Consider the following 20,001-nt stretch of genomic DNA (forward strand, 5'->3'; position numbering starts at 1 on the left):
AAAAACTCCGGGGATGCCGGAGCTTTTTCTAAATCGAATCGTCGATTACTTAGCGGAGTTTTCAGCTTTGTCAGCGTTGTCAGCAGCAGCTTGTGCGTTGTCAGCAGCAGCTTTTGCGTTGTCAGCAGCAGCGTTAGCTTTTGCAGCGTTGTCAGCTTTGTTAGCAGCTTCGTTAGCAGCGTTGTTAGCTTCTTGAGCAGCGTTGTTAGCAGCGTTCTTAGCGTTGTTTGCAGCGTTTTCAGCTTTGTCAGCTTTGGGTTGGCAAGCAACGAGACCGAACATAAGGGTACCTACTGCCATAGCGCTAGCGATTTTCTTTAAGTTTTTCATTTCGAAATACCTCCTAAAAGATTCATATCATTGATGTAGCCTTAGTATAACCGCCTCATGTGATAGAATCGTGAAGGAATGGTCAAAATTTTCGGATTCGATCGAAGAAAGGTCTAAGGGATCTGTTTCTCGTCGGGACCTTTTCATGTATACTAATAGCCGGAGGCGATTATGCAAGCACTGTACAGAAGGTATCGGCCCAAGACATTCGACGACGTCGTCGGCCAAGAGATGACCATTACCGCACTGAAAAATCAAATAAAAGAAAACCGCGTTCACCACGCCTATATTTTTTCCGGTACCCGAGGCACGGGAAAGACCTCGGTGGCGAAAATTTTTGCCCGCGCCGTGAACTGTTTGTCGCCGGTAGAGGCCAATCCATGCAATGAATGCAAGGTCTGCCGCGGCATTTTAGACGAGAGCCTCTTCGATGTTATGGAAATCGATGCGGCCAGCAACAATTCCGTGGACGACATACGGGAGATTCGCGAACACGTGGCCTATGCGCCGGCGGTGGCGAAGAAAAAGGTCTACATTATCGACGAGGTCCATATGTTGAGCAAGGGGGCTTTTAATGCCCTCTTGAAAATTTTGGAAGAGCCCCCGGCCCACGCCCTGTTTATTTTGGCCACGACGGAGCCGGAAAAAATTCCCGCCACGATTTTGTCCCGCGCCCAACGCTTTACCTTCTTCCGTTTAAAAGAAGAAGCCATTCAAGGGGAGCTCGCCCGGATTTTGGATCTGGAAGAGAGAAGCTACACCGACGAAGGCCTGGCGGTCATCGCCGCCCACAGCGACGGCAGTATGCGAGACAGCCTGTCTATTTTGGATCAGGTCCTTTCCATGGGGGAAGGCGTCGTGGACGGGGAATTGGTACAAAACGCCCTGGGTCTTACGGAAGAAGAGGGGATTTTCCGCATTGTCGACGGCCTCATTGCTTCGGACGGCGCCCTCATCGTCGATGCGCTGAACAGCGCCTACGACCGGGGGAAGAATTTTTCTCTTCTCCTCGACGCGTTGATCGACTACTTCCGCGACCTTTTGTTTTACGGCTACACCCACGCCATTCCCAAAGGCCTTAGCGAAAAGGAAGGGGCGGCTTTCGAAGCCCACGCAAAGAATTTAGAGGAAGGCTACGGTTTTCAAGTCCTTCAGCTTTTTCAACAGGGGCGGGAGCAGTTTCGCTATGCCAAGGATCCCAAGACCGTGGTGGAAATTCTACTATTAAAAGCCCTTCACTTAAAAGAAGGGGGACAATTGCCCGATGAGGCGGCCCTTCGGCTGACGCCGCGAAAACCGGCGGCAGTGAAAGCCGATGAAGAGAAGAAAGAAAGAGCCCCAGTGAAGGAAGAAACGCGCCCCGAAGCCCCCGAGGTCGAGCAAGGCGAAGCGGAAGAAGCTTTGAGGGATGATGGGGGCCGTGATATAATCGAAGGCGAAAAGACGGCCCTTTCGGCAGAGACCTGGCAAGGGGTACAATCGGCGGTGCGCGAGAAAAGCGTGGCCTGCGCGGCCCTCTTAAAAGATGCGCAAACCACGAAAATGGAGGGGAGCCAGCTCACCATTCTCTTCGAGCCGAAGTTTACATTCCATTTGCAGATGCTGAAAAAAGCGGCCAACGAAAAAGCTTTGCTTGAAGGCGTAAAAGAAGCCCTCGGGCCGGAGACCACGGTGGCGGTGGAAGCCATCGGCGATGATGACGACGAAGTGCTTCGGTCCATTGAGCGCGTATTTAAAGATGTAATTATTGAAAAAGAATAAGGAGGCATTATGGCTAAGGGATTTCCCAATATGGGCGGAAAAAACATGAACAATATGATGAAGCAGGTACAAAAATTCCAAAAGGATATGGAAAAAATGCAGGCGGATCTGGACAAACAGGAATTTGAAGCCACATCAGGCGGCGGCGTCGTTACCGCCGTGGTCAACGGAAAGCAAGAGCTCCTGCGCCTTTCCATCGATCCCGACGTGGTGGATCCGGAAGACGTGGAAACCTTGGAAGACTTGATTCTCGCCGCCATTCGCGAAGCCATGAACAGTGCGAGAGAAAAGACGGAAGGGGAAATGTCCCGCTTAACCGGCGGCCTCAATATGCCGGGCCTGTTTTAGCGATGGATAAGCCCCTGGAAGAGCTGATCTATCGCTTGAGCCGTCTGCCGGGGATCGGCACGAAAACGGCCAGGCGCCTCAGCTACTTTTTGTTGGATTCTCCGCCGGAGGAGGCGGAGCAGTTGGCTCAGGCCATTCAGGAAGCCCGCGAAAAAATAAGGGAGTGCAGCATCTGCCACGACTACACCGATTCCGATCCCTGCCGCATTTGTAAAAGCGACCACCGGGACCGCACGGTGATTTGCGTGGTGGAGCGGCCACAAGATGTACAGGTCATGGAAGCCACAGGCAAGTACAACGGCCTGTACCACGTGCTCCACGGCGTCATCGTGCCGGAGCGAGGCATTGTGCCCAACGACCTGAGGATTAAAGAACTTCTGGAGCGTCTCAAGCACGAGCCCATTAAGGAGCTCATACTCGCCACCAATCCCACGAAAGACGGCGACATGACCGCCCGCTACATTACTCGCACCTTGGCCGATGTGGACATCCACATTACCCGCATCGCCCACGGCATCCCCGTCGGCGGCGATTTGGAGTATTACGACGAGCTCACCGTGGCCACGGCCCTCGCCCATCGCACGGATTACAGAGAAAAATAAACAGAATTTTCAGATTCTCTTACGAACAAGTCTCCGAAAAAGGGGGCTTGTTTTATTATGCAGAAGCGCATTAAACAAATTATTGCAATGAAAAAGCGGATTCGTGGTATAGTGAAGTCAAATGAGAGGAAGACATTTTTAAGACTTATGGAGAAACGCCATGAAAGAAAAAATCCTTATCGTCGATGATGAGAAAGAAATTTGCGAACTGCTTGCGATTTATCTTCGTAACGACGGCTACGCCGTGGAAACGGCATTTGACGGCAAAGATGCCCTCGAAAAAATCAAAGCGAATCCGCCGGACGCCATGATTTTGGACATTATGCTGGAAGATTTAGACGGTTTCAGTCTGTGCCAAAGGATTCGGGAAAACTACTTTTTTCCTATTCTTATGCTTACGTCGAAAATTGATTTTGGGGATAAAATTCTGGGCCTCACTGTCGGGGCCGATGATTACATGACCAAGCCCTTTAACCCCTTGGAAGTGGTGGCCCGAGTGAAGACGCAACTTCGCCGAAGCGGCCGATACAATCAGGGGATCGGCGGGCCGGAGGAAGAGATTTCCGTTCGCGGCTTGGTCATCAACAAAAGGGAGCACAAATGCACCCTAAATGAAAAGCCCCTTTCCCTGACGCCCATCGAATTTGAAATCGTGTGGTATTTGTGCGAGCACATGGGAGATGTCGTGTCATCGGAGGCGCTTTTCGAAGCCATTTGGCGGGAAAAGTACATGGATAACAACAACACGGTGATGGCGCACATCGGGCGGATTCGAGAAAAGATGCATGATTCCGGTCGCCATGCCAAGTACATTAAAACGGTTTGGGGCGTAGGCTATGTCATCGAAAATTAACAACGACTTTTTGCTCCGCGGAATTTTTAAGCGCTACGTGATCCGAGTTGTTGTCATAACCGCCGCGGTGTTTTTCGCCACAATATTCATCAGCGTCTGTTTGCGTCGATGGCTGAACGGCCATGATCCTTTCAATTACTTATATTACCGGGACCTTTACTTGCTCTATCCGGCGCTGGGCATTTGGGTGCTTTTAATTGTGCTTGCCACTTACCGTTTATTTAAGCAATTGGTTCACTACGTCGATGAATTGCAGGAAGCCACAAGCCTTCTTTTCGATAAAGAAGCAGGCGCCATTGAATTGTCGCCGGAACTCGCCGCCATTGCCGAAAAAATCAATGCACTAAAGGCGGAATCCATTCGAAACGAAGCCTTGGCAGCGCAGAGGCAGAAGCAGAAAAATGATTTAATCGTGAATTTGGCCCACGATTTAAAGACGCCTTTGGCATCCATTGTGGGCTACTTAAATCTATTGTGCGGCGATGTAAAATTGTCCGACGAGGAGCGGGAGAAATACCTCGATGTCGCCTTGAGAAAGAGCCGGGCCCTTTCCGATTTAATCGATGAATTTTTTGAAATGACGAAATTTAATTTGTCCGATTTAAAGCTGGAGGTTGCCGAATGCAATTTGAGCCTTCTCTTGGAGCAGATTATTTTTGAATTTAAACCCCTCTTCGACGAAAAGGGCATGGAATGTAAACTCCACGTACCGGGAAAAGTATACCTTTCCTGTGACGGCGACAAAATGTCTCGGGTCTTCGGCAATCTATTAAAAAATGCCTATTTGCATGGCGATCAGGACAGCACCGTTCAAGTGACCGTCGAAGAAAGTGAGGCGGGGGTGACCATCGACTTTATCAACGCCTGTAAGACCATTCCCGAGGACGCGTTGGAGAATCTTTTCGAGCCATTCTACCGCATGGATCCGTCGCGACACGCCGCCGGCGGTTCCGGTTTAGGCCTTGCCATTGCGCGGGAGATTCTCCGCGCCCACGGGGCGGCGATCACAGCGGAAAGCGCAGATAACAAAGTGTGTTTTCGATTGACGTTCAGAAAGTAGGAAAAAAGTAAGAATATCGTAGAAGGGAATTAAAAACTCTCAACGGGAGCCATGCTATTCTTTGAGATGTAGAAATGCTTTTACATTGAAAAGGAGATTGATATGAGAAAAACATTTAGGCGAATCCTGTGCGTGTCCTTTATCCTCGCCCTGGCTCTCGGCCTTTGCGCCTGTCATAGAGGCAATCCGGAAGGCCTTCATTCCTACGATGTTGCAAACAAGGAATTTAAAGAAACGGTAGCCGATTTAAATTGGCCCGACAATTACACCTTGCCGACGGAATTAGACGGCGAGAAAGACGCCGAATATCAAGCGGGCTATGGCGACACGCGGGCGTCCCAATATTGGGAAGAAGCCTGGGAAAAGGAATGGTTGGATAATTACAAGACGGACAAAGCACGGGCCGACAAAGCCATCGAAGAATTGGAAAAGGCACCGACGATGAACTACATGAGCCCGAAAAAATGCGACGACGCGACGCGAAGCTTTTTCAAGGAAATGCTGGACAAGGCAAAGACGGGCGATCCGTCGGCGGTGGAAGAAAATTTAAAACTCAACGGACCGACGTCTTAAAGCCACGGGGGGAATCCCCTTGGCTTTTTTCGTTGGAGAATTTTTTGCGATTCGTGACCCTTTGAAGACGCAAAAAAAGAGCCCGGTTTTCGCCGGACTCAAGGGTTCTTTTCGATTACAGATTTTTCGTAAAGGGTTCGGAAATATCCACGTGGCCCATAAGGCTTTCGGCCTTTTCGCCATTGATGGTAAATTCCACGGCCTTAATGCCGTCCACGGAAAGCAAACTGTTGACGATGGAACGTGCCAGCACGTCCTCTTCCAGGGAACCGCCGGCAACATCGCCTGAAAGATCCACGATAGCGGTGGTGCCGTCTAATTTGGATTTGGAGAAATCAAATTTATCCAAGCCTACGGATTCGGCGCCTTCGGCCTTCGGGCTTTGGGCCAATTGTTTCAATACTTTCGTAACGATGTCGTCTTTCGACGCCTTGATCGTCGCTTGTTCCGTGACTTTTTTATTTTCTTCGTCGCCGTTGACGATGTAGTCGGAGGAGGGGTAGGTCAAGGTGACTTCATAGCTTTTTTCTTCGCCCTTCTTGTCCTTGTCCTCTTTGCCTTTCGCCTCTTTTTCTTTGGCTTCATTGGCCTTGTTTTCGGCGGCTTCTTTGTTTAAATCTTCCGATGTCTTTTGGTTTTCAACGACTTCCACCTGATTATTCGCTTCTTCCGCTTGTGCAGCATTTTTGGCACAACCCGTGGCCACGAGAAGCAGGCCCAGGCAGGCGCCTGTGATGGCGGTTAATTTTAATTTTTTCATCTTTCCTCCTCAGTCATTAAAACGTTGTTGTTATTGGTTATTTTACCACAGCGGCAGGGGATTGAAACAAATCGCGGTGCCAACGGGGTATTTCTTTACGAGACTTTACTATTGCCCTCAATGGCAAAGATGATGATAAGTTTTTTGTACCGACGCTTAAAGATCCGAAGGCTGTGGTAAGATCTATCCATCGCCGGATTGCATAATTTATTCATAGATGGATATACATAGAAGATAGAATGATTGGAGGAGTCGATGAAAAAAGATATAAATAAACCGATGTTTATATATTACGCCATCGGAATTGTACTGGTCTTTTTGATCTCGTTTATGCTGATGCCGAAGATGTTGCGGGATCCGGTAAAGATCAAAAGCGTCAGCTACAATGAATTTTTGTCCGATGTGGATCAAAAGAAGGTAAAGGAAGCCCATATTGCGGATAAGCAAATCGCCTTTACCATAAAAGGGGAAAAGGATGTGCGCTATGAAACGGCCCGTTTCCCCGACGAAAGTCTGGTCAATCGCCTCTACGACAATGGCGTGGAATTTGATCGCAAGTTCCCCAGCGAAATGAATCCGATTTTGCAAAGCCTCTTGAGCTTCGCCCTGATGGTGGTGGTTATGGTGGCCGTGGGACAGATTTTCCTGCGCTCCATGACGAAATCCATGGGCGGCAAAGGGGGCGTGGGCCCCATGAGCTTCGGCAAAAGCAATGCGAAGATTTACGATCAGAGCGTGGAGGGAATTACCTTCGCCAATGTGGCGGGGCAGGACGAGGCCAAGGATGATTTAACGGAGATCGTTGATTTTCTCCACAACCCGAGCAAGTACACGGAAATCGGCGCCAAGCTTCCCAAGGGAGCCCTTCTCGTCGGCCCGCCGGGTACGGGGAAGACCCTCCTGGCCAAAGCTGTGGCGGGAGAAGCCAGCGTGCCCTTTTTCTCTATTTCCGGCTCGGAATTTGTGGAAATGTTCGTGGGACTCGGCGCCGCCAAGGTGCGTGACCTGTTTGAACAGGCGAAGGACAAAGCGCCCTGCATCGTCTTTATCGACGAAATCGACACCATCGGCAAGAAGCGCGACGGCGCCGGTTTTTCGGGCAACGACGAGCGGGAACAAACGCTGAATCAACTCTTAGCCGAAATGGACGGTTTTGAAGGTAACGGCGGCGTGGTCATTCTCGCGGCCACGAACCGCCCCGAGTCCTTGGACCCGGCCCTCTTGCGTCCCGGCCGTTTCGACCGCCGCATTCCCGTAGAGCTGCCGGATCTCGCCGGCCGCGAGGCCATTTTGAAGGTTCACGCGAAAGATGTAAAGAAGGAAGAGGCCATCGACTACAATGCCGTGGCCAAAGCCACTGCCGGCGCCAGCGGGGCGGATCTCGCCAATATGGTGAATGAAGCGGCCCTTCGCGCCGTTCGCTGCGGTCGCAGATTAATGAGCGAAGAAGATTTAATGGAAAGCGTGGAAGTGGTTATCGCCGGCCACCAACGGAAAAACAGTGTCATCAGTCAAAGGGAAAAAGAAATCATCGCCTACCACGAAGTGGGCCACGCTCTGGTTGCCGCCATGCAAAAGGAATCGGCGCCGGTGCATAAGATTACCATTATTCCCCGAACCAGCGGCGCTTTAGGCTACACCATGCAGGTGGACGAAGAAGAAAAATTCCTCATCAGCAAGGAAGAGGCCTTCAACAAAATCGTCACCTTTACCGGCGGTCGCGCGGCGGAAGAATTGATCTTCAATACCCGCACCACCGGGGCATCTAACGACATCGAGCAGGCCACGAAAATTGCCCGCTCCATGATTACCCGCTACGGCATGACCGACGAGTTCGGCTTCGTGGCCATGGAAACCCTAACCAATCGCTATTTAGGCGGCGACACCACTTTGGCCGTTTCCGACCGCCGTGCCTTCGACATCGACATGGCCGTAAGCGCCATCATCACCAAGGCGCAGGAAAAGAGCCACAAGATCCTTACGGAAAATGTGGACAGCCTTCACGCCATTTCCCACTACCTTTTGAAGAAAGAAACCATTACCGGCGCGGAATTTATGGAAATTTTAGAAAAAAATCGCGGCGGAAATGGGGCGGAAGATGCACCGGAAAGGTCGAAAGAGGAAAAAGGGGAAGAAGATCTTCATTGACAGCACCGCTTTTTTCTAGGAAAATAAATACAATGCATGCCCTGCTTTTGCAGGGCTTTTTTTTCGAGGATGCCCACGAGGGTAGAGAGGCCGCTGCCGAACTTCTCTGATTGCCCGAGGGCAGTATCATGATTAGACAAACGGAATTAGGACTATACAAGAGCAGGTGATTCGATGACTTTTGCAGAAAAAGTAAAAACCCTTCGCACGGAAAAAGGCTGGATTCAACAGGAACTGGCCGACGCCTTGGGGGTAAGTGTCCGCACGGTAAAGAACTACGAATCCGGCGACAGCTACCCGAAAAACCAGCTCATTTACAAAAAAATGGCCCATGTTTTTTCCGTGGATGTGAATGATCTGCTCCACGAAGACGAGGAATTCGCCACGCCGGAAAAAGACGATGCGGCCTACGACGATTACAAAATCTTGCGCCAGTCCTTTAACGGCATGAAAAAAGCCCTGGCTTCAGAGAAGATCGGGCAGCGGGACAAAGATATTCTGATGAAAAGAGTGTGGGACCTCTATTGGAAAAACAAAGACAAAAGCGACGTGTAACCGTTGCTTTTTTTGTGGGAAAAAGACATAAAAAAACGGAGCCGAAGCTCCGCGTATCTGGTGCATCTTCAGGGACTCGAACCCTGGGCCCACTGATTAAGAGTTCTATAATTAAAACAAAATTATTTTTTCGGAACGGCTTGTTTTCAGTGTTTTCAATGCTTCGAGCCGTTTTCTATTTTGCGAATGTTCGTGGGCGGTGGTGGAAAATCGTGTGCGTAGCACCACAATAGCACCACAATATATAGGCCGCGCCCCGATTGTTATTTTGCGTTTAATACACTTATCGCGTCTTGCAGTGATTTTGATATATCCCCGGTGTAATACTTATTCGTCGTCTCAAAACTTGCGTGCCCGGCGATCCGCTGCAGGGCGATTTTATCAATACCCATATTTTGATAGAGGGTTATTCCCGTTTTGCGGCAGGCTCGTGGCGTTAGGCGTGTGATCCCCAAGCCCTCTATGACCTCGTAATATCTATCTAAAAAATAGCGATACGTGACGGGCTTGCCATTAAATGTGACTAAATATTCGGACCTTGATTTTTTGTAAAAGTACGTTATCAGGGGCTTTACATCTCTATAAATCGGGATATAGCGATCCGTTCCCGCGTCGGTTTTACAGCCCGCGATGATATAATTGTCGTCTAGGTGTACATTAAATTTTAGCGTCTTTAAAAGCTCGGAAGGGCGCATAACTGTATAAATTAAAGCGACGATCATTTTAGCCCAAACGTTCGTTCTGGATGCCGCCTTTAGTTTTTCGATTTCGTTTGCGGTAAAGGTGCGATTGTCGGGCTTCGGCTTTTTCGGGAGGGTGACAAACTCGGCGTAATTTTTACCCACGTAGTCGTCGGCAAGGGCCATTTTGTAAAGTTGCGATGCCAAGACCTTTGTTTTTTGTGCGGTGGAATAGCTTAGCCCGCGATCCTCGTATAGTTCATCGATAAGATCCTGGATGTGGCGTGATTTTATATCTGTTATTTTTTCGTCGGCAAGGTCCGCGTAGTAGGTCCATGACGTGACATACATAAGCCGCGTTTTTTCCGTGTTAAATTTTTTCGTCCGCATTAAGCGGTCATAAAGTTCGGCAAGCGTGGGCGCCTCAAAAGGTTTCGGGTTACGGTCATAATCTAAAAGCAGCTGTTCGCCTTCTTTTTTCGTGGCGACATAGCCGAGGTTCGTGCGCTTCGGCGGCGGGCCGATTACCCGCCACGGCTTGCGCAGCTTGCGGCCCTTGACCTTGTAGACAGTCCCGGCGCCGTTCGGTTTTTTCATGGTATCGCCCCCTTATATCTTGCTTAATTTGTAAACAGCTTTCCCAAGGATAGACACCGCCGAAGAATCGTCTAGTTCGATCGTTTTAAATCGTGGATTTTCCGCCCGAAGCTCTATTCGATCACCAAATTTATGGACCTTTTTTAGTGTTGCCCGCTCGTCGATTAAAACGGCGGCAATCTCCCCATTTTCCACGTCCGGCTGGCGCCGAATAAAAACAACATCGCCATCAAAAATATGGGCCAATACCATGGAATCACCGGAAACGCGGAGGCAAAAATCCGCGTTTATTTTTTTGTCTAGGTTTATATACTCTTCGATATTTTGTTCGGCTAAAATTGGGACGCCCGCGGCAATCGTTCCTAATAGCGGGTAGGATTTTTTCGTTATAGGTCTAAAGATATTTTTTATACCGTCGATGCTTGTTTCGTAGCCCATAAGCCACGTTTCACTTACGCCAAGAATTTCGGATAAGAGCGTCAGCTTTTCTTGATCCGGTTCGCTTTTACCGCTTACATACTGACTTAAGGCGCTTTTGGATAAGTAGCCGCCTACATTCTTTGCCTTATTTAAAATATCGACCTGTTTTAAATTTCTTTCGGCCATTAAAAAGCGGAGCCGTTCCGATGTATTTGACTTTTTCATTTTCCCCTCCAATCTGATTTTATTATACTACATTATATACTTATGTTCAAGCATCAAAAACAAAAGTTCAAATAATAAAAACTTTGCCCTTGACAAAAGAGTTCAAGGGGTGTAAACTAAAGATAGTTCAAGAAACGTGAACAACAGAAAGGCGGTATTGATGAAATATAATTACAGAAAACTAGAAGGAAGGATCGTTGAAATCTGCATAAGCAGAACAAATTTCGCAACGGAGATGGGGCTTTCGGATCGCTCTATTTCGTTGAAGCTTAACAATCGCGTACCCTGGAAGCAAACCGAAATTTCCAAAGCGATGGAAGTGTTGAGAATTGATCCGTCGGAAGTACAAGAATATTTTTTTAACCAAGAAGTTCAAGCAATGTGAACCGCGAGGTGAAACATGACTTACACAATAAGCGTCGAGAGGGCGGCGGAAATCTTAGGGAAGCCCGCGACGACAATCCGAACAGGGCTGCAGCAAGGCGTTTTCCCCTTTGGCGCAGCCATCGAAATGAAAGGCCGTTATTCGTATGTGATTTATAAGAAAAAGATGGAGGACTACGTTGGAAAGATCGACACGGAAGAAAGTACTAGTACAGCGGCGCTTTGATTACCGCGACGCGAACGCAGTTGCGAACCGTCGACTATTTGCATTTGTCATACTTGCCGCGGTGTTTTTCGCTGGAATGATCGCAGGCGTAAAAGCCGACGCATACGCGGAAGCGATGAGTATGCAGCCGGTAAACAAGGCAGCGGCGGCGGTGGAATATAGCAAGGCGCGCGGTGAATACTATGAGCCGTAATCTAGTACCCGCCGAGACGGCCGCAAGACAACTTGGTCATATGTACGAAAACGGGGTTCCGCTGGACTATATGGCCGCATCGGTCGCTACCATAACACTTGAGGGCCTCAAAAAGATAAAAAACAGGGTGAGGGAGCGGACAAACGCGCAAAACGCGAAAGGCGTCGAAACGCTTTATCGGCACTTGCTATTCCGGGCGGGTCTTGACGACGTGACGATCGACAGCATCGTGTATGCAAGTCACCGAAACGATCAAGAATTTAAGGAATTTTTGAAAGAAAACGCAGCCGACTCTATCGACTTCGGGGAATTTGAAACACCGAAGATCGGAAGGCCGAAGGCGGAAGCAGTGGCAGAGCCCTACAAGTCATTTTATAGGCCGTTAGAGGTCGGTGAGGCGTACACAGTGGAATTGCCCCACGAAAGTGGCGGAAGGCCGAGAATCGACTTTGGCACCGTTACAGGCAAGGTTATTGACGAGACGCGGCGGTTTTACTTGATAGAGGCCGCGCACGGACTAAAAACTACAGTCCTAAAAAACGACTTATGCCTGGAAAAAACGAAAATAAAAAAAATCGCACAGCGATGAGCCGCCGCACGATTAAGAAAAGATACAACGTAAGTATACCACAAAGGAGCAAAAAATGTATTTTGAAAACACCAACGGTCCGACAACGGGCGAAAGACTACAAGAAAAATTATCCGAACTCAACCGCTACGACGAGCAAATCAGAATCGGCGAATGGGCGAAAGAAAAGAAACCCGAGCTTTTAATCGAGATACAAGGCCTATGCCGCGAGCTGATGGAGGAGGAGGAAATCCAATGAAATTATACGAAATCGCCGAAATGTACGAGGCCATGGAGAGCCTGGACGACAACATTGACATCACCGCAGCCCTGGAGAATATCGACGGCGCCCTGGAAGAAAAGCTGGAAAACGTCGCAAAGCTGGTCAGAAATTTAGAAGCGGAAGCGAAAGCCTACGAGGAAGAGGAAAAGCGCCTTCGGGCGCAAAAGCAAGCGGCGAAAAACCGCGTCGAAAGCATAAAACGCTACGTCAAAGAAAACCTGGAAGAGATAGGCCGCGACAAGGTCGAAGCAGGGATCTTTAAATGGTCTCTGCAAAACGGCCCGGGGCGCGTGGAGATCACTGACGAAACAAAGATACCCGAGGAATTTTTTGTCAAGGAAATTAAGCCGCTAAAGGCCGAAATCAAGAAGGCAATCGAAAGCGGCGCAATAACGGAAGGCGCGGAAATCGTCCGCGAAAAATCCCTTAGATTGAGATAGGAGAACATCATGGCAAACATCGAAAAATACAACGCAGGCGGAACAGAAATTGAACTAAATAACAATATCGTTAAGCAGTATTTGGTAAGCGGCGATCCCTCAAAAGTAACCGACGCCGAAGTAAAAATGTTTGTGGAATTATGCAAGGCGCAACGGCTTAACCCGTTTTTGCGGGAAGCCTACCTTGTAAAATTTGGAAACAATCAGGCGCAGATAATTGTCGGGAAAGACGTATTTTTAAAGCGTGCGAAAGCTAACCCTAAATTTAGAGGTTTTACCGCTGGAATCATAGTACAGACAGACAATGGCGCATATCAAAACCGCCCGGGAACTTTTTACACTCCGGACGAAAAAATCGTCGGCGGTTTCTGTAAGGTCGCAGTCGAGGGCTGGGACTTTCCACTAGAACATACCGTCGCCATGAGCGAGTTTTCGCGTAATACGGCGACATGGAAGTCGATGCCCGCCGTCATGATTCGCAAGGTGGCCTTAGTACAGGCTTTAAGAGAGGCCTTCCCCGACGACTTCCAAGCTATGTATAGCGAAGAGGAGATGCCCGTCGACGATGAAGCCCTAGACAGTGACCACGTTGTCATAGACGATGCAGTGGCCGAAACTGACGCCGAAGAAATCGCCGAAGCCGAAGTCGAAGAGATCGTCAGGGCGGAAACCATAAGCGACGCGCAGCGAAAACGCATGTTCGCCATCGCAGGCGATGAGGGCCTCGTACGGGCCGCCATGGCGCGTATGGGATACGAGCATACAAGCGACATAATCGTCGCCGACTATGACGCAATAATCGACGATATTGAGGCGGCGAAAGAAGCGCTGGACGGTAAAGCACTTTAAGATATGCAGCGGCGGGTGGCGCGTTCCGCGTGAGGGTGGGCGCGTCCTTCGCAGGCTGTATAAATGGGGGTGTATATGGCAAGGCCATTGCTAAAATCCATTGAGTACTACCCGATGGATACAGACTTTTTAAGCAACATAAAAATCAGGCGCATTTTACGCGCATGTGGCGCAAGTTCTATCGCCGTTATAATTCACCTGCTCGGTAATATTTACGGTGACGAGGGATATTACATGGACTGGAACGAAGACGTGGCGTTCTTGATTTCTGATTCGCTCGGGATCAAAGAGGGCGTAGTGGCGGAAATAGTAAACAAGGCGCTGCAAGTTGATTTTTTTAGCCAACAAATGTTCGACGATTACAACGTTTTAACGTCCACAGGGATACAAAAACGGTATTTCAAAGCGACGGAGAAACGCAAGAAAGAGGGATTGAAGGCCGAGTTACTGATGATAAATGTAGAAGTAACTGGAGTTAATGACGCAGAAACCGGAGTTACTGAATCAGTAACTCAAGATAATGTTCCCGTAAGTACACAAAGTAAAGGAAAGAAAAGAAAAGAAAAGGAAAGTAGAGTAGAGGAAAGGAAAGGAAAGGCAGAATTGCGCATACGGAATCTTTTATCCGTACCCAAGGATCAGCCGCTGCCATTTCTGGAGACGTTGACCGAGACCGAGACAACAAAAATCGCAGAAGAGCTTTCGAAAAGTCGATGGTTGCGCGAGAAGCTATATATATCGCGTCCGCTTGCCGATAGTTTCAAAGCCGATATACTCTCGGGCAAATTTAGGGACTTTACAAGCAAAGAGAAGAAAACGGGCGAAGCAGATAAACGCATTGCGGATAGGTACACGCCCGATGAGCTGGATGCCATGGCGGAAAGAAAGCGCGATGAATTTATCCATGGAAGCAGCGGTCAGCATAGTGGCGCAAGCGTATAGTAGCGCCGAAGAGCGCGATGCCATTGCGCGCAATTTTACCGCCGAGGGCTACAAAGTCATAAGCGCCGTCGGCGGGGTCATTATCGGCGAAAAGAATGTGAGGTGGAGCGTTGAAAGAATCGAACATACAGAAAAATATTAAAGACGCCATAAATGCAGCGGGAATCGGCCGCTGCTGGGTGGCCTCTAGTGGCACCTTTAAAAGCCTTGACGGCAGACGATACATTCAAGGGATGCCCGAGGGTTTCCCGGACCTGTTCGGATACCGCAGGCGTGACGGAAAAATGTTCTTCATCGAGGTTAAGCGTCCGAAGCAAACGCGAAGCGACGAGCAAATAGCATTTGGTGATTCGCTCCGCGGTGCGGTGCTTTATGGCGTGGCCCGCAGCGTCGACGATGCCTTCGAAATTTTAGGCTTCGGGGACTTGATCCGTGGGTAGGCAACGCGGCTGCTACAAATGCAAAGACCGGGCCGTCGGGTGCCATGCCCGTTGTGAGATATACCGGGCCGAGCGTGAGCGCCTGGATCGCGCCCGAGAAAAGCGCATGGAAGAAAGTATGCTGCGCGGGTACGCGGAAGAAAACCGTGAGCGCATGAGGAAGAGAGGAGATATAAAGTCATGAGATATAAATTACGCGGCGAAGGATCCATGCCGCCGAAATACGCAAGCGAAGAGGCCGCAGGCCTTGACCTGTACTATAACGGCGACGAGGCCGTGACCATTGCGCCGGGAGAAATCGCGGACTTAGAAACGCGGCTATCGGTGGAGATACCCGACGGGTGTTTTGGGCTGGTGGTGGTCCGAAGCGGGCTGGGACGTAAGGGCCTGGACGTGATCAATTCCGCGGGAATCATTGACAGTGACTATAGGGGAGAGATCGGAATCAGAGTTATCAACAGGGGTGTGGATAACTTAACTATAGAGCCCAAGACGAGAGCGGCGCAGATGGTGATTATGCCCTACTTGACTGTACCTTTAGAGCAAAGTGAGCATTTAAGCGGTACACAGCGCGGCGAAGATGGATTTGGAAGTACGGGGGAAAGATGATGGCAAATGATTATGTTAAAGAGTTAGGCGAGGCGTTAAAAACGCGGAGCGTAGAAGCATTGAAAGAATTTTACATTAAAAAACAATCAAAATAAAAAAGCCCGTGAAAGGGTTAATGACCACGGACACAGGATTTATCGATCATGAATTTTGGGTGCAACTTACAAAGGACGAGGATGGCATGACGCTTAGCATTGACGATTACACCATTCCACTAGAGCCTTTGGGAATTGAGATAAAGGAGAAAAAATGACAGAATTATCCGACTTAATCAGTCGCAAGAGAATCCGATACGAACTCGGAGAATCGACCATGCCAAAAAAATATAGAGATTTTTGTTTGCGAGTAATTGATGATGTAAGTTTGACACCATCAATAAATATAAACACGCCAAAAGAAGATTTTAGAGATTGGATTATAGATAATTGGACTACCACAGTTTATGACGGTATTGATTACGGATTAGAAACAATGGTGGTCAACGCTAAAAAAGACATGAACGACGTGGTGGATAGAGATGAAACAGTAGATTATATATCAGAAATATTAAAAGAGGGGTTGTTAAATGTGCTAGATACTTATGAGGCGGAATTATCATGAACTTTAAAAAAGGCCAATTAGTGCTTTATAAAGGGATCAACGGTTACGAGATAGGAAAGATTAAAAGAATCAGAAACGACGGTAAGGCGTTTGTTTGGTACCACAGTGGAGATACTGCCGCACTAACTGATTTTGATTTACTACAGCCGATCATCAATGACTATTGCATACAGGATCTAATAAATAAAGAGGTAAGCGACGATGAACAATTATTTTAGAGAAGACACGATCGCCTTTGAAAAAGCGAATCCGGCAGAAAAGCAAAAAATGATTGACGACGCAACAAGCGAGGGCGACAGAAAACTTTGCTATTCGCGGGAATGCATACTGGCCATGGTTAAGTGGCAGCAAAAGCAGCTGGTAGAGGCATACGACGCCTTTTGCTATGAGCAAGCCGCCAAAGCTGGAAATTTTGAGTATTAGATAGGGGGAAGCATGGCAGCAGGCGAAACATACGAGGAATTTGTCGAGAAATTTAAGCCGAAGAAAACGACCGATGATTGCTATACACCGGACAAGGTATATGACGCCATCCGCGATTGGGTGGTGTCGGAATACGGGATCAACGCCGCCGACATTGTGAGGCCGTTTTATCCGGGCGGTGATTATCGCGCGCAAGACTACACGGGGAAGGCCGTTGTAGATAACCCGCCCTTTAGTATCCTTGCCGAAATTGTAGATTTTTACTTAGACAACGAGGTGCCGTTTTTTATCTTTGCGCCCGCCTTGACGCTTTTTAGCCACGGCAAACGAATCGAAAGGGGGCTGTGCCTTGTATCGTGCACCGCGAATATTACCTACGACAACGGTGCAAACGTAAAAACATCTTTTTTAACTAACATGGACGTGGCAGCCGTCCGCACCGCCGTCGACTTGCTGGACGCCATAAAAGAGGCGCAGGAAGCAGAAGAGGGCGCCGTGATTAGATACGAGTACCCGCCGCACGTGATAACCGGCACGAGGGTGGGGCGTATCCGGCCACAGCATGGCGATCTAAAATTTAACCGCGGCGAGATTAAATTTATTCGACGACTGGACGCACAAAAGCCGCATAAAAAAACAATTTTCGGCGGCGGGTTTTTAATATCCGACGACGCAGCGGCGCGACGCGTGGAAGCCGAGAAAGACACCGAAGCGTGGTTATACGCCAAGGCGATGGGACAGGCCGACGGGATAAATGACCGCGGAGAGGCGGTCCACGAATGGCAGCTGTCCGACGCAGAAAAGGAAATTGTGAAAAAGTTAGGGGGAAATGATGAGTGATTACCTAAAAGCCGAAATCATACGTGCAGTATCAAACGCAGCGCTTTTAATTGCGTGGGCGTCATTTGTGTACTGGAGAATTAAAAACCTAAAGTAAAGGGGGAAATGATGAAAGTTTTTGTAGTGCTGGATACAACGGGAGCATCCGGTAAAGAATCAATTATCGGTGTTTTTGAATCACTGGGGAAGGCAAAAACGGCACTTGCTGATTATGTACTAAACACAGAGGCGGATAGAATCGTGCCTTTTTGTGTGAATATTGCAGAATTTGAGGTGGAAAAATGAGCAAATTTAACACGCCTTCGCATTATGTTTTAAGCGACGGAAGCGACAGCATGGACGCACTGGAAAAAATCTTAGGATCCGAAGAATTTAAGGGCTTTTTGCGAGGTAACGCCATTAAATACTTGATCCGCTACAAGCAAAAGGGCGGTATCGAGGATTTAAAAAAGGCGATGGACTATATCGCAAGGCTAGAGGCGGTAGAAGAGGCGGAAGAAAAAGAACGGGAATTTATAAAAAAATCGAATCCGTTGCTGTATAAGGACGAGGCAGAAAGAGAGGCAGCCGAAAAATGAATTTAGTAGCACTTTACGGGCGCTTAACGCGTGACCCGGAACTCAAATACAGCCAAGGCGGCACGGCGAACTGTTTCGCCGTTATCGCAGTAAACCGCCCGATGAGCAAGGAAAAGCGGCAGGAAGCGGAAGCGAGCGGTCAGCCGACAGCGGACTTTATCAGCATAAAGGCATTTGGAAAAACCGCGGAAATGCTTGCAAATTATTTCCACAAGGGAAACCGCATCGCCGTGGAAGGCCGAATCAACACGGGCAGCTACGAGAAAAACGGCGAGCGCGTCTATACCACCGACGTTGTGGTGAACCGCGTGCACTTTGTAGAGGCCGCAGCGGAGAACGGTGGTGGCGGAAATAACAGTGGGGCAGGAGGCGGCGGCTTTGCACCGCAGGATAACAACGCAGGCTATTATCCGATAGACAACGCGGACGTGCCATTTTAGGGGGGAGAAAATGAGAATTAAAATTTATTTAAGCGACGGCGAAGTCGTGGAAACAAAGATCGAAACCCAAAAACACAAAAGCGAAGAAAAAATAATGATGAACGTATCAGGGACCTTGATGGAACAAATCGAGGATACCGGATTCGTGTGCATCCCCGAAAGCGGCGGCTATCGCGTAATAAATGGCGACGAAATCAAAGAAATAAGAATTATTGGCGATGAAAAAGAAATGAGCATCATTGCCGATGAAGAATAAAAATAAAACGCCGACCTATAACCTCACCTGGGCGCAGATCGAGCAGATCAAGAAAGACGCAAAAGCCGAGGTAGCGGCCGAGGTGGCCGACGATATAGGCGACGGGCGCATCAGCCTTGACGATATCACGGGCGCGCTGGAAGAGGAGATCGGCCTGGAATTTACGTGGAGGGAAAAATGAACACAGCAGAAAAACAAGTATTATATATAGCAGCGTTTAGATACGCGCTGGGGCGGAGCACGTATATCGTGGATATTATCGCGCAGATTCTAAAAGACAACAGCGACGAATTGACGGAAAAGAGCAAGGACTTAATCATAAAAGAAATCGCCGAGTGCAAAAACCTTGGGATGGATTGCGACGCGAAAGCATGGCGCGGTCTTTCCGAGCATTTATCGGACCGGTGAAAAAAATGGTGGCGACGGCAGAAAGCAAGCACAACATCTTTTTCGACTTTACGTTTAGTGGGCGAAAGCCCGAGCAAGCCGTCGCGGGGCGCTACGCGGCACAATGAGCGCGGGGTGGGACCTTGCCGCGATACATAACACAGGGAAAAGCATAAGGGGGGAGCATGGATAAAGCGACGCTGGGACAGTATCGGTATTTACTCAAAGAGATAAAAAGCCTTGAAGCCCGTATCAAAAAACTGGAGCGGGTATCGTCGGACAAAGTAACCGCATCTAACGTGGAGTTTCCATATCAGCGTATATCAGTAACTGTTGAAGGCGTAGAATCGACGCAGGCGGCGGAGAAACTCAGGGCCATATTAAGACATAGGCGAATGGAGTGTGAGGCCGCAAAATTGAGCATAGAAAGCTTTATCGCGGGTATAGACGACAGCCGCACCCGCTTAGTCTTTGAGCGTCGTTATATTTACGGCTGGAGTTATCAAAAAATCAGCATTTATTTAGGCAGCCGACACGAGAGTTATGCGCGCTATATACATGACGAGTACCTAAAAAGTACCGCCGAAGAATAAATTTTGCGAAAATCCCGCATTTTACGTTATACGCTGGT

General features: G+C 48.8%; 34 protein-coding genes. 30 read left to right on the forward strand and 4 right to left on the reverse strand.

Annotated features, from left to right (window positions below; genetic code table 11):
* Window positions 1-45 precede the first annotated feature (45 nt).
* Window positions 46-330 (reverse strand): hypothetical protein, encoded by a 285-nt coding sequence (locus WKT05_RS02575; protein ID WP_340412771.1) that lies wholly within the window; start codon window positions 328-330, stop codon window positions 46-48.
* 171 nt (window positions 331-501) lie between these two features.
* Here WKT05_RS02575 and dnaX point away from each other — a divergent pair, with 171 nt between their 5' ends.
* The 6 genes from dnaX to WKT05_RS02605 all read left to right on the forward strand — a co-directional run bounded on the left by dnaX (window position 502) and on the right by WKT05_RS02605 (window position 5,527).
* Complete coding sequence (dnaX, locus tag WKT05_RS02580; RefSeq protein ID WP_340412772.1) at window positions 502-2,091, forward strand: DNA polymerase III subunit gamma/tau; 1,590 nt, start codon at window positions 502-504, stop codon at window positions 2,089-2,091.
* 9 nt (window positions 2,092-2,100) lie between these two features.
* A complete protein-coding gene (locus WKT05_RS02585) occupies window positions 2,101-2,439 on the forward strand; it encodes a YbaB/EbfC family nucleoid-associated protein (RefSeq protein WP_340412773.1) in 339 nt (112 codons plus the stop codon).
* Window positions 2,440-2,441: 2 nt separating this feature from the next.
* A complete protein-coding gene (gene recR / locus WKT05_RS02590) occupies window positions 2,442-3,041 on the forward strand; it encodes a recombination mediator RecR (RefSeq protein ID WP_215508269.1) in 600 nt (199 codons plus the stop codon).
* 160 nt (window positions 3,042-3,201) lie between these two features.
* The gene (locus WKT05_RS02595) at window positions 3,202-3,894 is read left to right on the forward strand and encodes a response regulator transcription factor (RefSeq protein WP_340412774.1); all 693 of its coding nucleotides are present in this window, start codon (window positions 3,202-3,204) and stop codon (window positions 3,892-3,894) included.
* Window positions 3,878-4,954: a sensor histidine kinase gene (locus WKT05_RS02600; RefSeq protein WP_340412775.1), complete on the forward strand. Its 1,077-nt coding sequence runs from the start codon at window positions 3,878-3,880 to the stop codon at window positions 4,952-4,954. The genes WKT05_RS02595 and WKT05_RS02600 overlap by 17 nt, the downstream gene beginning before the upstream one ends.
* Window positions 4,955-5,056: 102 nt before the next feature.
* A complete protein-coding gene (locus WKT05_RS02605) occupies window positions 5,057-5,527 on the forward strand; it encodes a hypothetical protein (protein ID WP_340412776.1) in 471 nt (156 codons plus the stop codon).
* Window positions 5,528-5,642: 115 nt separating this feature from the next.
* Here WKT05_RS02605 and WKT05_RS02610 read toward each other — a convergent pair whose 3' ends face one another.
* On the reverse strand, window positions 5,643-6,287 hold the full coding sequence (locus WKT05_RS02610; protein WP_340412777.1) for a GerMN domain-containing protein: 645 nt from the start codon (window positions 6,285-6,287) through the stop codon (window positions 5,643-5,645).
* 255 nt (window positions 6,288-6,542) lie between these two features.
* On the opposite strand from WKT05_RS02610, the gene ftsH reads away from it, so the two are divergent.
* Together ftsH and WKT05_RS02620 are read left to right on the forward strand one after the other, a co-directional pair.
* Complete coding sequence (gene ftsH / locus WKT05_RS02615; protein ID WP_340412778.1) at window positions 6,543-8,435, forward strand: ATP-dependent zinc metalloprotease FtsH; 1,893 nt, start codon at window positions 6,543-6,545, stop codon at window positions 8,433-8,435.
* Window positions 8,436-8,609: 174 nt separating this feature from the next.
* Entirely contained in the window at window positions 8,610-8,990 is a 381-nt protein-coding gene (locus WKT05_RS02620; RefSeq protein ID WP_340412779.1) for a helix-turn-helix domain-containing protein, read from the forward strand.
* Between the two features lie 263 nt (window positions 8,991-9,253).
* Here WKT05_RS02620 and WKT05_RS02625 read toward each other — a convergent pair whose 3' ends face one another.
* Together WKT05_RS02625 and lexA are read right to left on the reverse strand one after the other, a co-directional pair.
* The gene (locus WKT05_RS02625; protein ID WP_340412780.1) at window positions 9,254-10,267 is read right to left on the reverse strand and encodes a tyrosine-type recombinase/integrase; all 1,014 of its coding nucleotides are present in this window, start codon (window positions 10,265-10,267) and stop codon (window positions 9,254-9,256) included.
* Window positions 10,268-10,279: 12 nt separating this feature from the next.
* The gene (gene lexA, locus WKT05_RS02630; RefSeq protein ID WP_340412781.1) at window positions 10,280-10,912 is read right to left on the reverse strand and encodes a transcriptional repressor LexA; all 633 of its coding nucleotides are present in this window, start codon (window positions 10,910-10,912) and stop codon (window positions 10,280-10,282) included.
* Between the two features lie 160 nt (window positions 10,913-11,072).
* On the opposite strand from lexA, the gene WKT05_RS02635 reads away from it, so the two are divergent.
* The 22 genes from WKT05_RS02635 (at window position 11,073) to WKT05_RS02740 (ending at window position 19,963) form a co-directional block, all read left to right on the forward strand.
* Window positions 11,073-11,297: a DUF739 family protein gene (locus WKT05_RS02635; protein ID WP_340412782.1), complete on the forward strand. Its 225-nt coding sequence runs from the start codon at window positions 11,073-11,075 to the stop codon at window positions 11,295-11,297.
* A gap of 15 nt (window positions 11,298-11,312) precedes the next feature.
* Window positions 11,313-11,522, forward strand: a complete 210-nt coding sequence (locus WKT05_RS02640; protein ID WP_340412783.1) for a hypothetical protein — start codon at window positions 11,313-11,315, stop codon at window positions 11,520-11,522.
* A complete protein-coding gene (locus WKT05_RS02645; protein WP_340412784.1) occupies window positions 11,476-11,715 on the forward strand; it encodes a hypothetical protein in 240 nt (79 codons plus the stop codon). Before WKT05_RS02640 ends, WKT05_RS02645 begins: the two co-directional genes overlap by 47 nt.
* On the forward strand, window positions 11,705-12,304 hold the full coding sequence (locus tag WKT05_RS02650) for a hypothetical protein (protein ID WP_340412785.1): 600 nt from the start codon (window positions 11,705-11,707) through the stop codon (window positions 12,302-12,304). Before WKT05_RS02645 ends, WKT05_RS02650 begins: the two co-directional genes overlap by 11 nt.
* 55 nt (window positions 12,305-12,359) lie before the next feature.
* A complete protein-coding gene (locus WKT05_RS02655) occupies window positions 12,360-12,542 on the forward strand; it encodes a hypothetical protein (protein WP_340412786.1) in 183 nt (60 codons plus the stop codon).
* The gene (locus WKT05_RS02660) at window positions 12,539-13,006 is read left to right on the forward strand and encodes a siphovirus Gp157 family protein (RefSeq protein WP_340412787.1); all 468 of its coding nucleotides are present in this window, start codon (window positions 12,539-12,541) and stop codon (window positions 13,004-13,006) included. The genes WKT05_RS02655 and WKT05_RS02660 overlap by 4 nt, the downstream gene beginning before the upstream one ends.
* A 9-nt stretch (window positions 13,007-13,015) precedes the next feature.
* Window positions 13,016-13,855, forward strand: coding sequence for a phage recombination protein Bet (gene bet, locus WKT05_RS02665; protein ID WP_340412788.1), 840 nt, complete (start codon window positions 13,016-13,018; stop codon window positions 13,853-13,855).
* Window positions 13,856-13,930: 75 nt separating this feature from the next.
* Window positions 13,931-14,797 (forward strand): DUF4373 domain-containing protein, encoded by an 867-nt coding sequence (locus WKT05_RS02670; protein ID WP_340412789.1) that lies wholly within the window; start codon window positions 13,931-13,933, stop codon window positions 14,795-14,797.
* Complete coding sequence (locus tag WKT05_RS02675) at window positions 14,748-14,939, forward strand: hypothetical protein (RefSeq protein WP_340412790.1); 192 nt, start codon at window positions 14,748-14,750, stop codon at window positions 14,937-14,939. The genes WKT05_RS02670 and WKT05_RS02675 overlap by 50 nt, the downstream gene beginning before the upstream one ends.
* Complete coding sequence (locus WKT05_RS02680; protein WP_340412791.1) at window positions 14,908-15,237, forward strand: VRR-NUC domain-containing protein; 330 nt, start codon at window positions 14,908-14,910, stop codon at window positions 15,235-15,237. The genes WKT05_RS02675 and WKT05_RS02680 overlap by 32 nt, the downstream gene beginning before the upstream one ends.
* Before the next feature lie 180 nt (window positions 15,238-15,417).
* Window positions 15,418-15,846, forward strand: a complete 429-nt coding sequence (gene dut / locus WKT05_RS02685; protein ID WP_340412792.1) for a dUTP diphosphatase — start codon at window positions 15,418-15,420, stop codon at window positions 15,844-15,846.
* Between the two features lie 249 nt (window positions 15,847-16,095).
* A complete protein-coding gene (locus WKT05_RS02690; RefSeq protein WP_340412793.1) occupies window positions 16,096-16,446 on the forward strand; it encodes a hypothetical protein in 351 nt (116 codons plus the stop codon).
* Window positions 16,443-16,664, forward strand: coding sequence for a hypothetical protein (locus WKT05_RS02695; RefSeq protein ID WP_340412794.1), 222 nt, complete (start codon window positions 16,443-16,445; stop codon window positions 16,662-16,664). Before WKT05_RS02690 ends, WKT05_RS02695 begins: the two co-directional genes overlap by 4 nt.
* On the forward strand, window positions 16,648-16,869 hold the full coding sequence (locus WKT05_RS02700; protein ID WP_340412795.1) for a hypothetical protein: 222 nt from the start codon (window positions 16,648-16,650) through the stop codon (window positions 16,867-16,869). Before WKT05_RS02695 ends, WKT05_RS02700 begins: the two co-directional genes overlap by 17 nt.
* A gap of 12 nt (window positions 16,870-16,881) precedes the next feature.
* Entirely contained in the window at window positions 16,882-17,709 is an 828-nt protein-coding gene (locus tag WKT05_RS02705; RefSeq protein ID WP_340412796.1) for a hypothetical protein, read from the forward strand.
* Between the two features lie 108 nt (window positions 17,710-17,817).
* The gene (locus tag WKT05_RS02710; RefSeq protein ID WP_340412797.1) at window positions 17,818-17,994 is read left to right on the forward strand and encodes a DUF7336 domain-containing protein; all 177 of its coding nucleotides are present in this window, start codon (window positions 17,818-17,820) and stop codon (window positions 17,992-17,994) included.
* Window positions 17,991-18,287 (forward strand): DUF3310 domain-containing protein, encoded by a 297-nt coding sequence (locus tag WKT05_RS02715; RefSeq protein WP_340412798.1) that lies wholly within the window; start codon window positions 17,991-17,993, stop codon window positions 18,285-18,287. Before WKT05_RS02710 ends, WKT05_RS02715 begins: the two co-directional genes overlap by 4 nt.
* A complete protein-coding gene (locus tag WKT05_RS02720; RefSeq protein WP_340412799.1) occupies window positions 18,284-18,727 on the forward strand; it encodes a single-stranded DNA-binding protein in 444 nt (147 codons plus the stop codon). Before WKT05_RS02715 ends, WKT05_RS02720 begins: the two co-directional genes overlap by 4 nt.
* Before the next feature lie 10 nt (window positions 18,728-18,737).
* Window positions 18,738-18,983 carry a hypothetical protein gene (locus tag WKT05_RS02725; protein ID WP_340412800.1) on the forward strand — a complete coding sequence of 82 codons (246 nt, stop codon included), beginning with the start codon at window positions 18,738-18,740 and terminating at the stop codon, window positions 18,981-18,983.
* Window positions 18,973-19,164 carry a hypothetical protein gene (locus WKT05_RS02730; protein ID WP_340412801.1) on the forward strand — a complete coding sequence of 64 codons (192 nt, stop codon included), beginning with the start codon at window positions 18,973-18,975 and terminating at the stop codon, window positions 19,162-19,164. The genes WKT05_RS02725 and WKT05_RS02730 overlap by 11 nt, the downstream gene beginning before the upstream one ends.
* Window positions 19,161-19,391 carry a hypothetical protein gene (locus WKT05_RS02735; protein WP_340412802.1) on the forward strand — a complete coding sequence of 77 codons (231 nt, stop codon included), beginning with the start codon at window positions 19,161-19,163 and terminating at the stop codon, window positions 19,389-19,391. The genes WKT05_RS02730 and WKT05_RS02735 overlap by 4 nt, the downstream gene beginning before the upstream one ends.
* Window positions 19,392-19,555: 164 nt before the next feature.
* Window positions 19,556-19,963, forward strand: a complete 408-nt coding sequence (locus tag WKT05_RS02740; protein WP_340412803.1) for a hypothetical protein — start codon at window positions 19,556-19,558, stop codon at window positions 19,961-19,963.
* Window positions 19,964-20,001 lie beyond the last annotated feature (38 nt).

The sequence above is a fragment of the Peptoniphilus sp. HCN-40583 genome (assembly GCF_037892835.1).
Classification (GTDB): domain Bacteria; phylum Bacillota; class Clostridia; order Tissierellales; family Peptoniphilaceae; genus Aedoeadaptatus; species Aedoeadaptatus rachelemmaiella.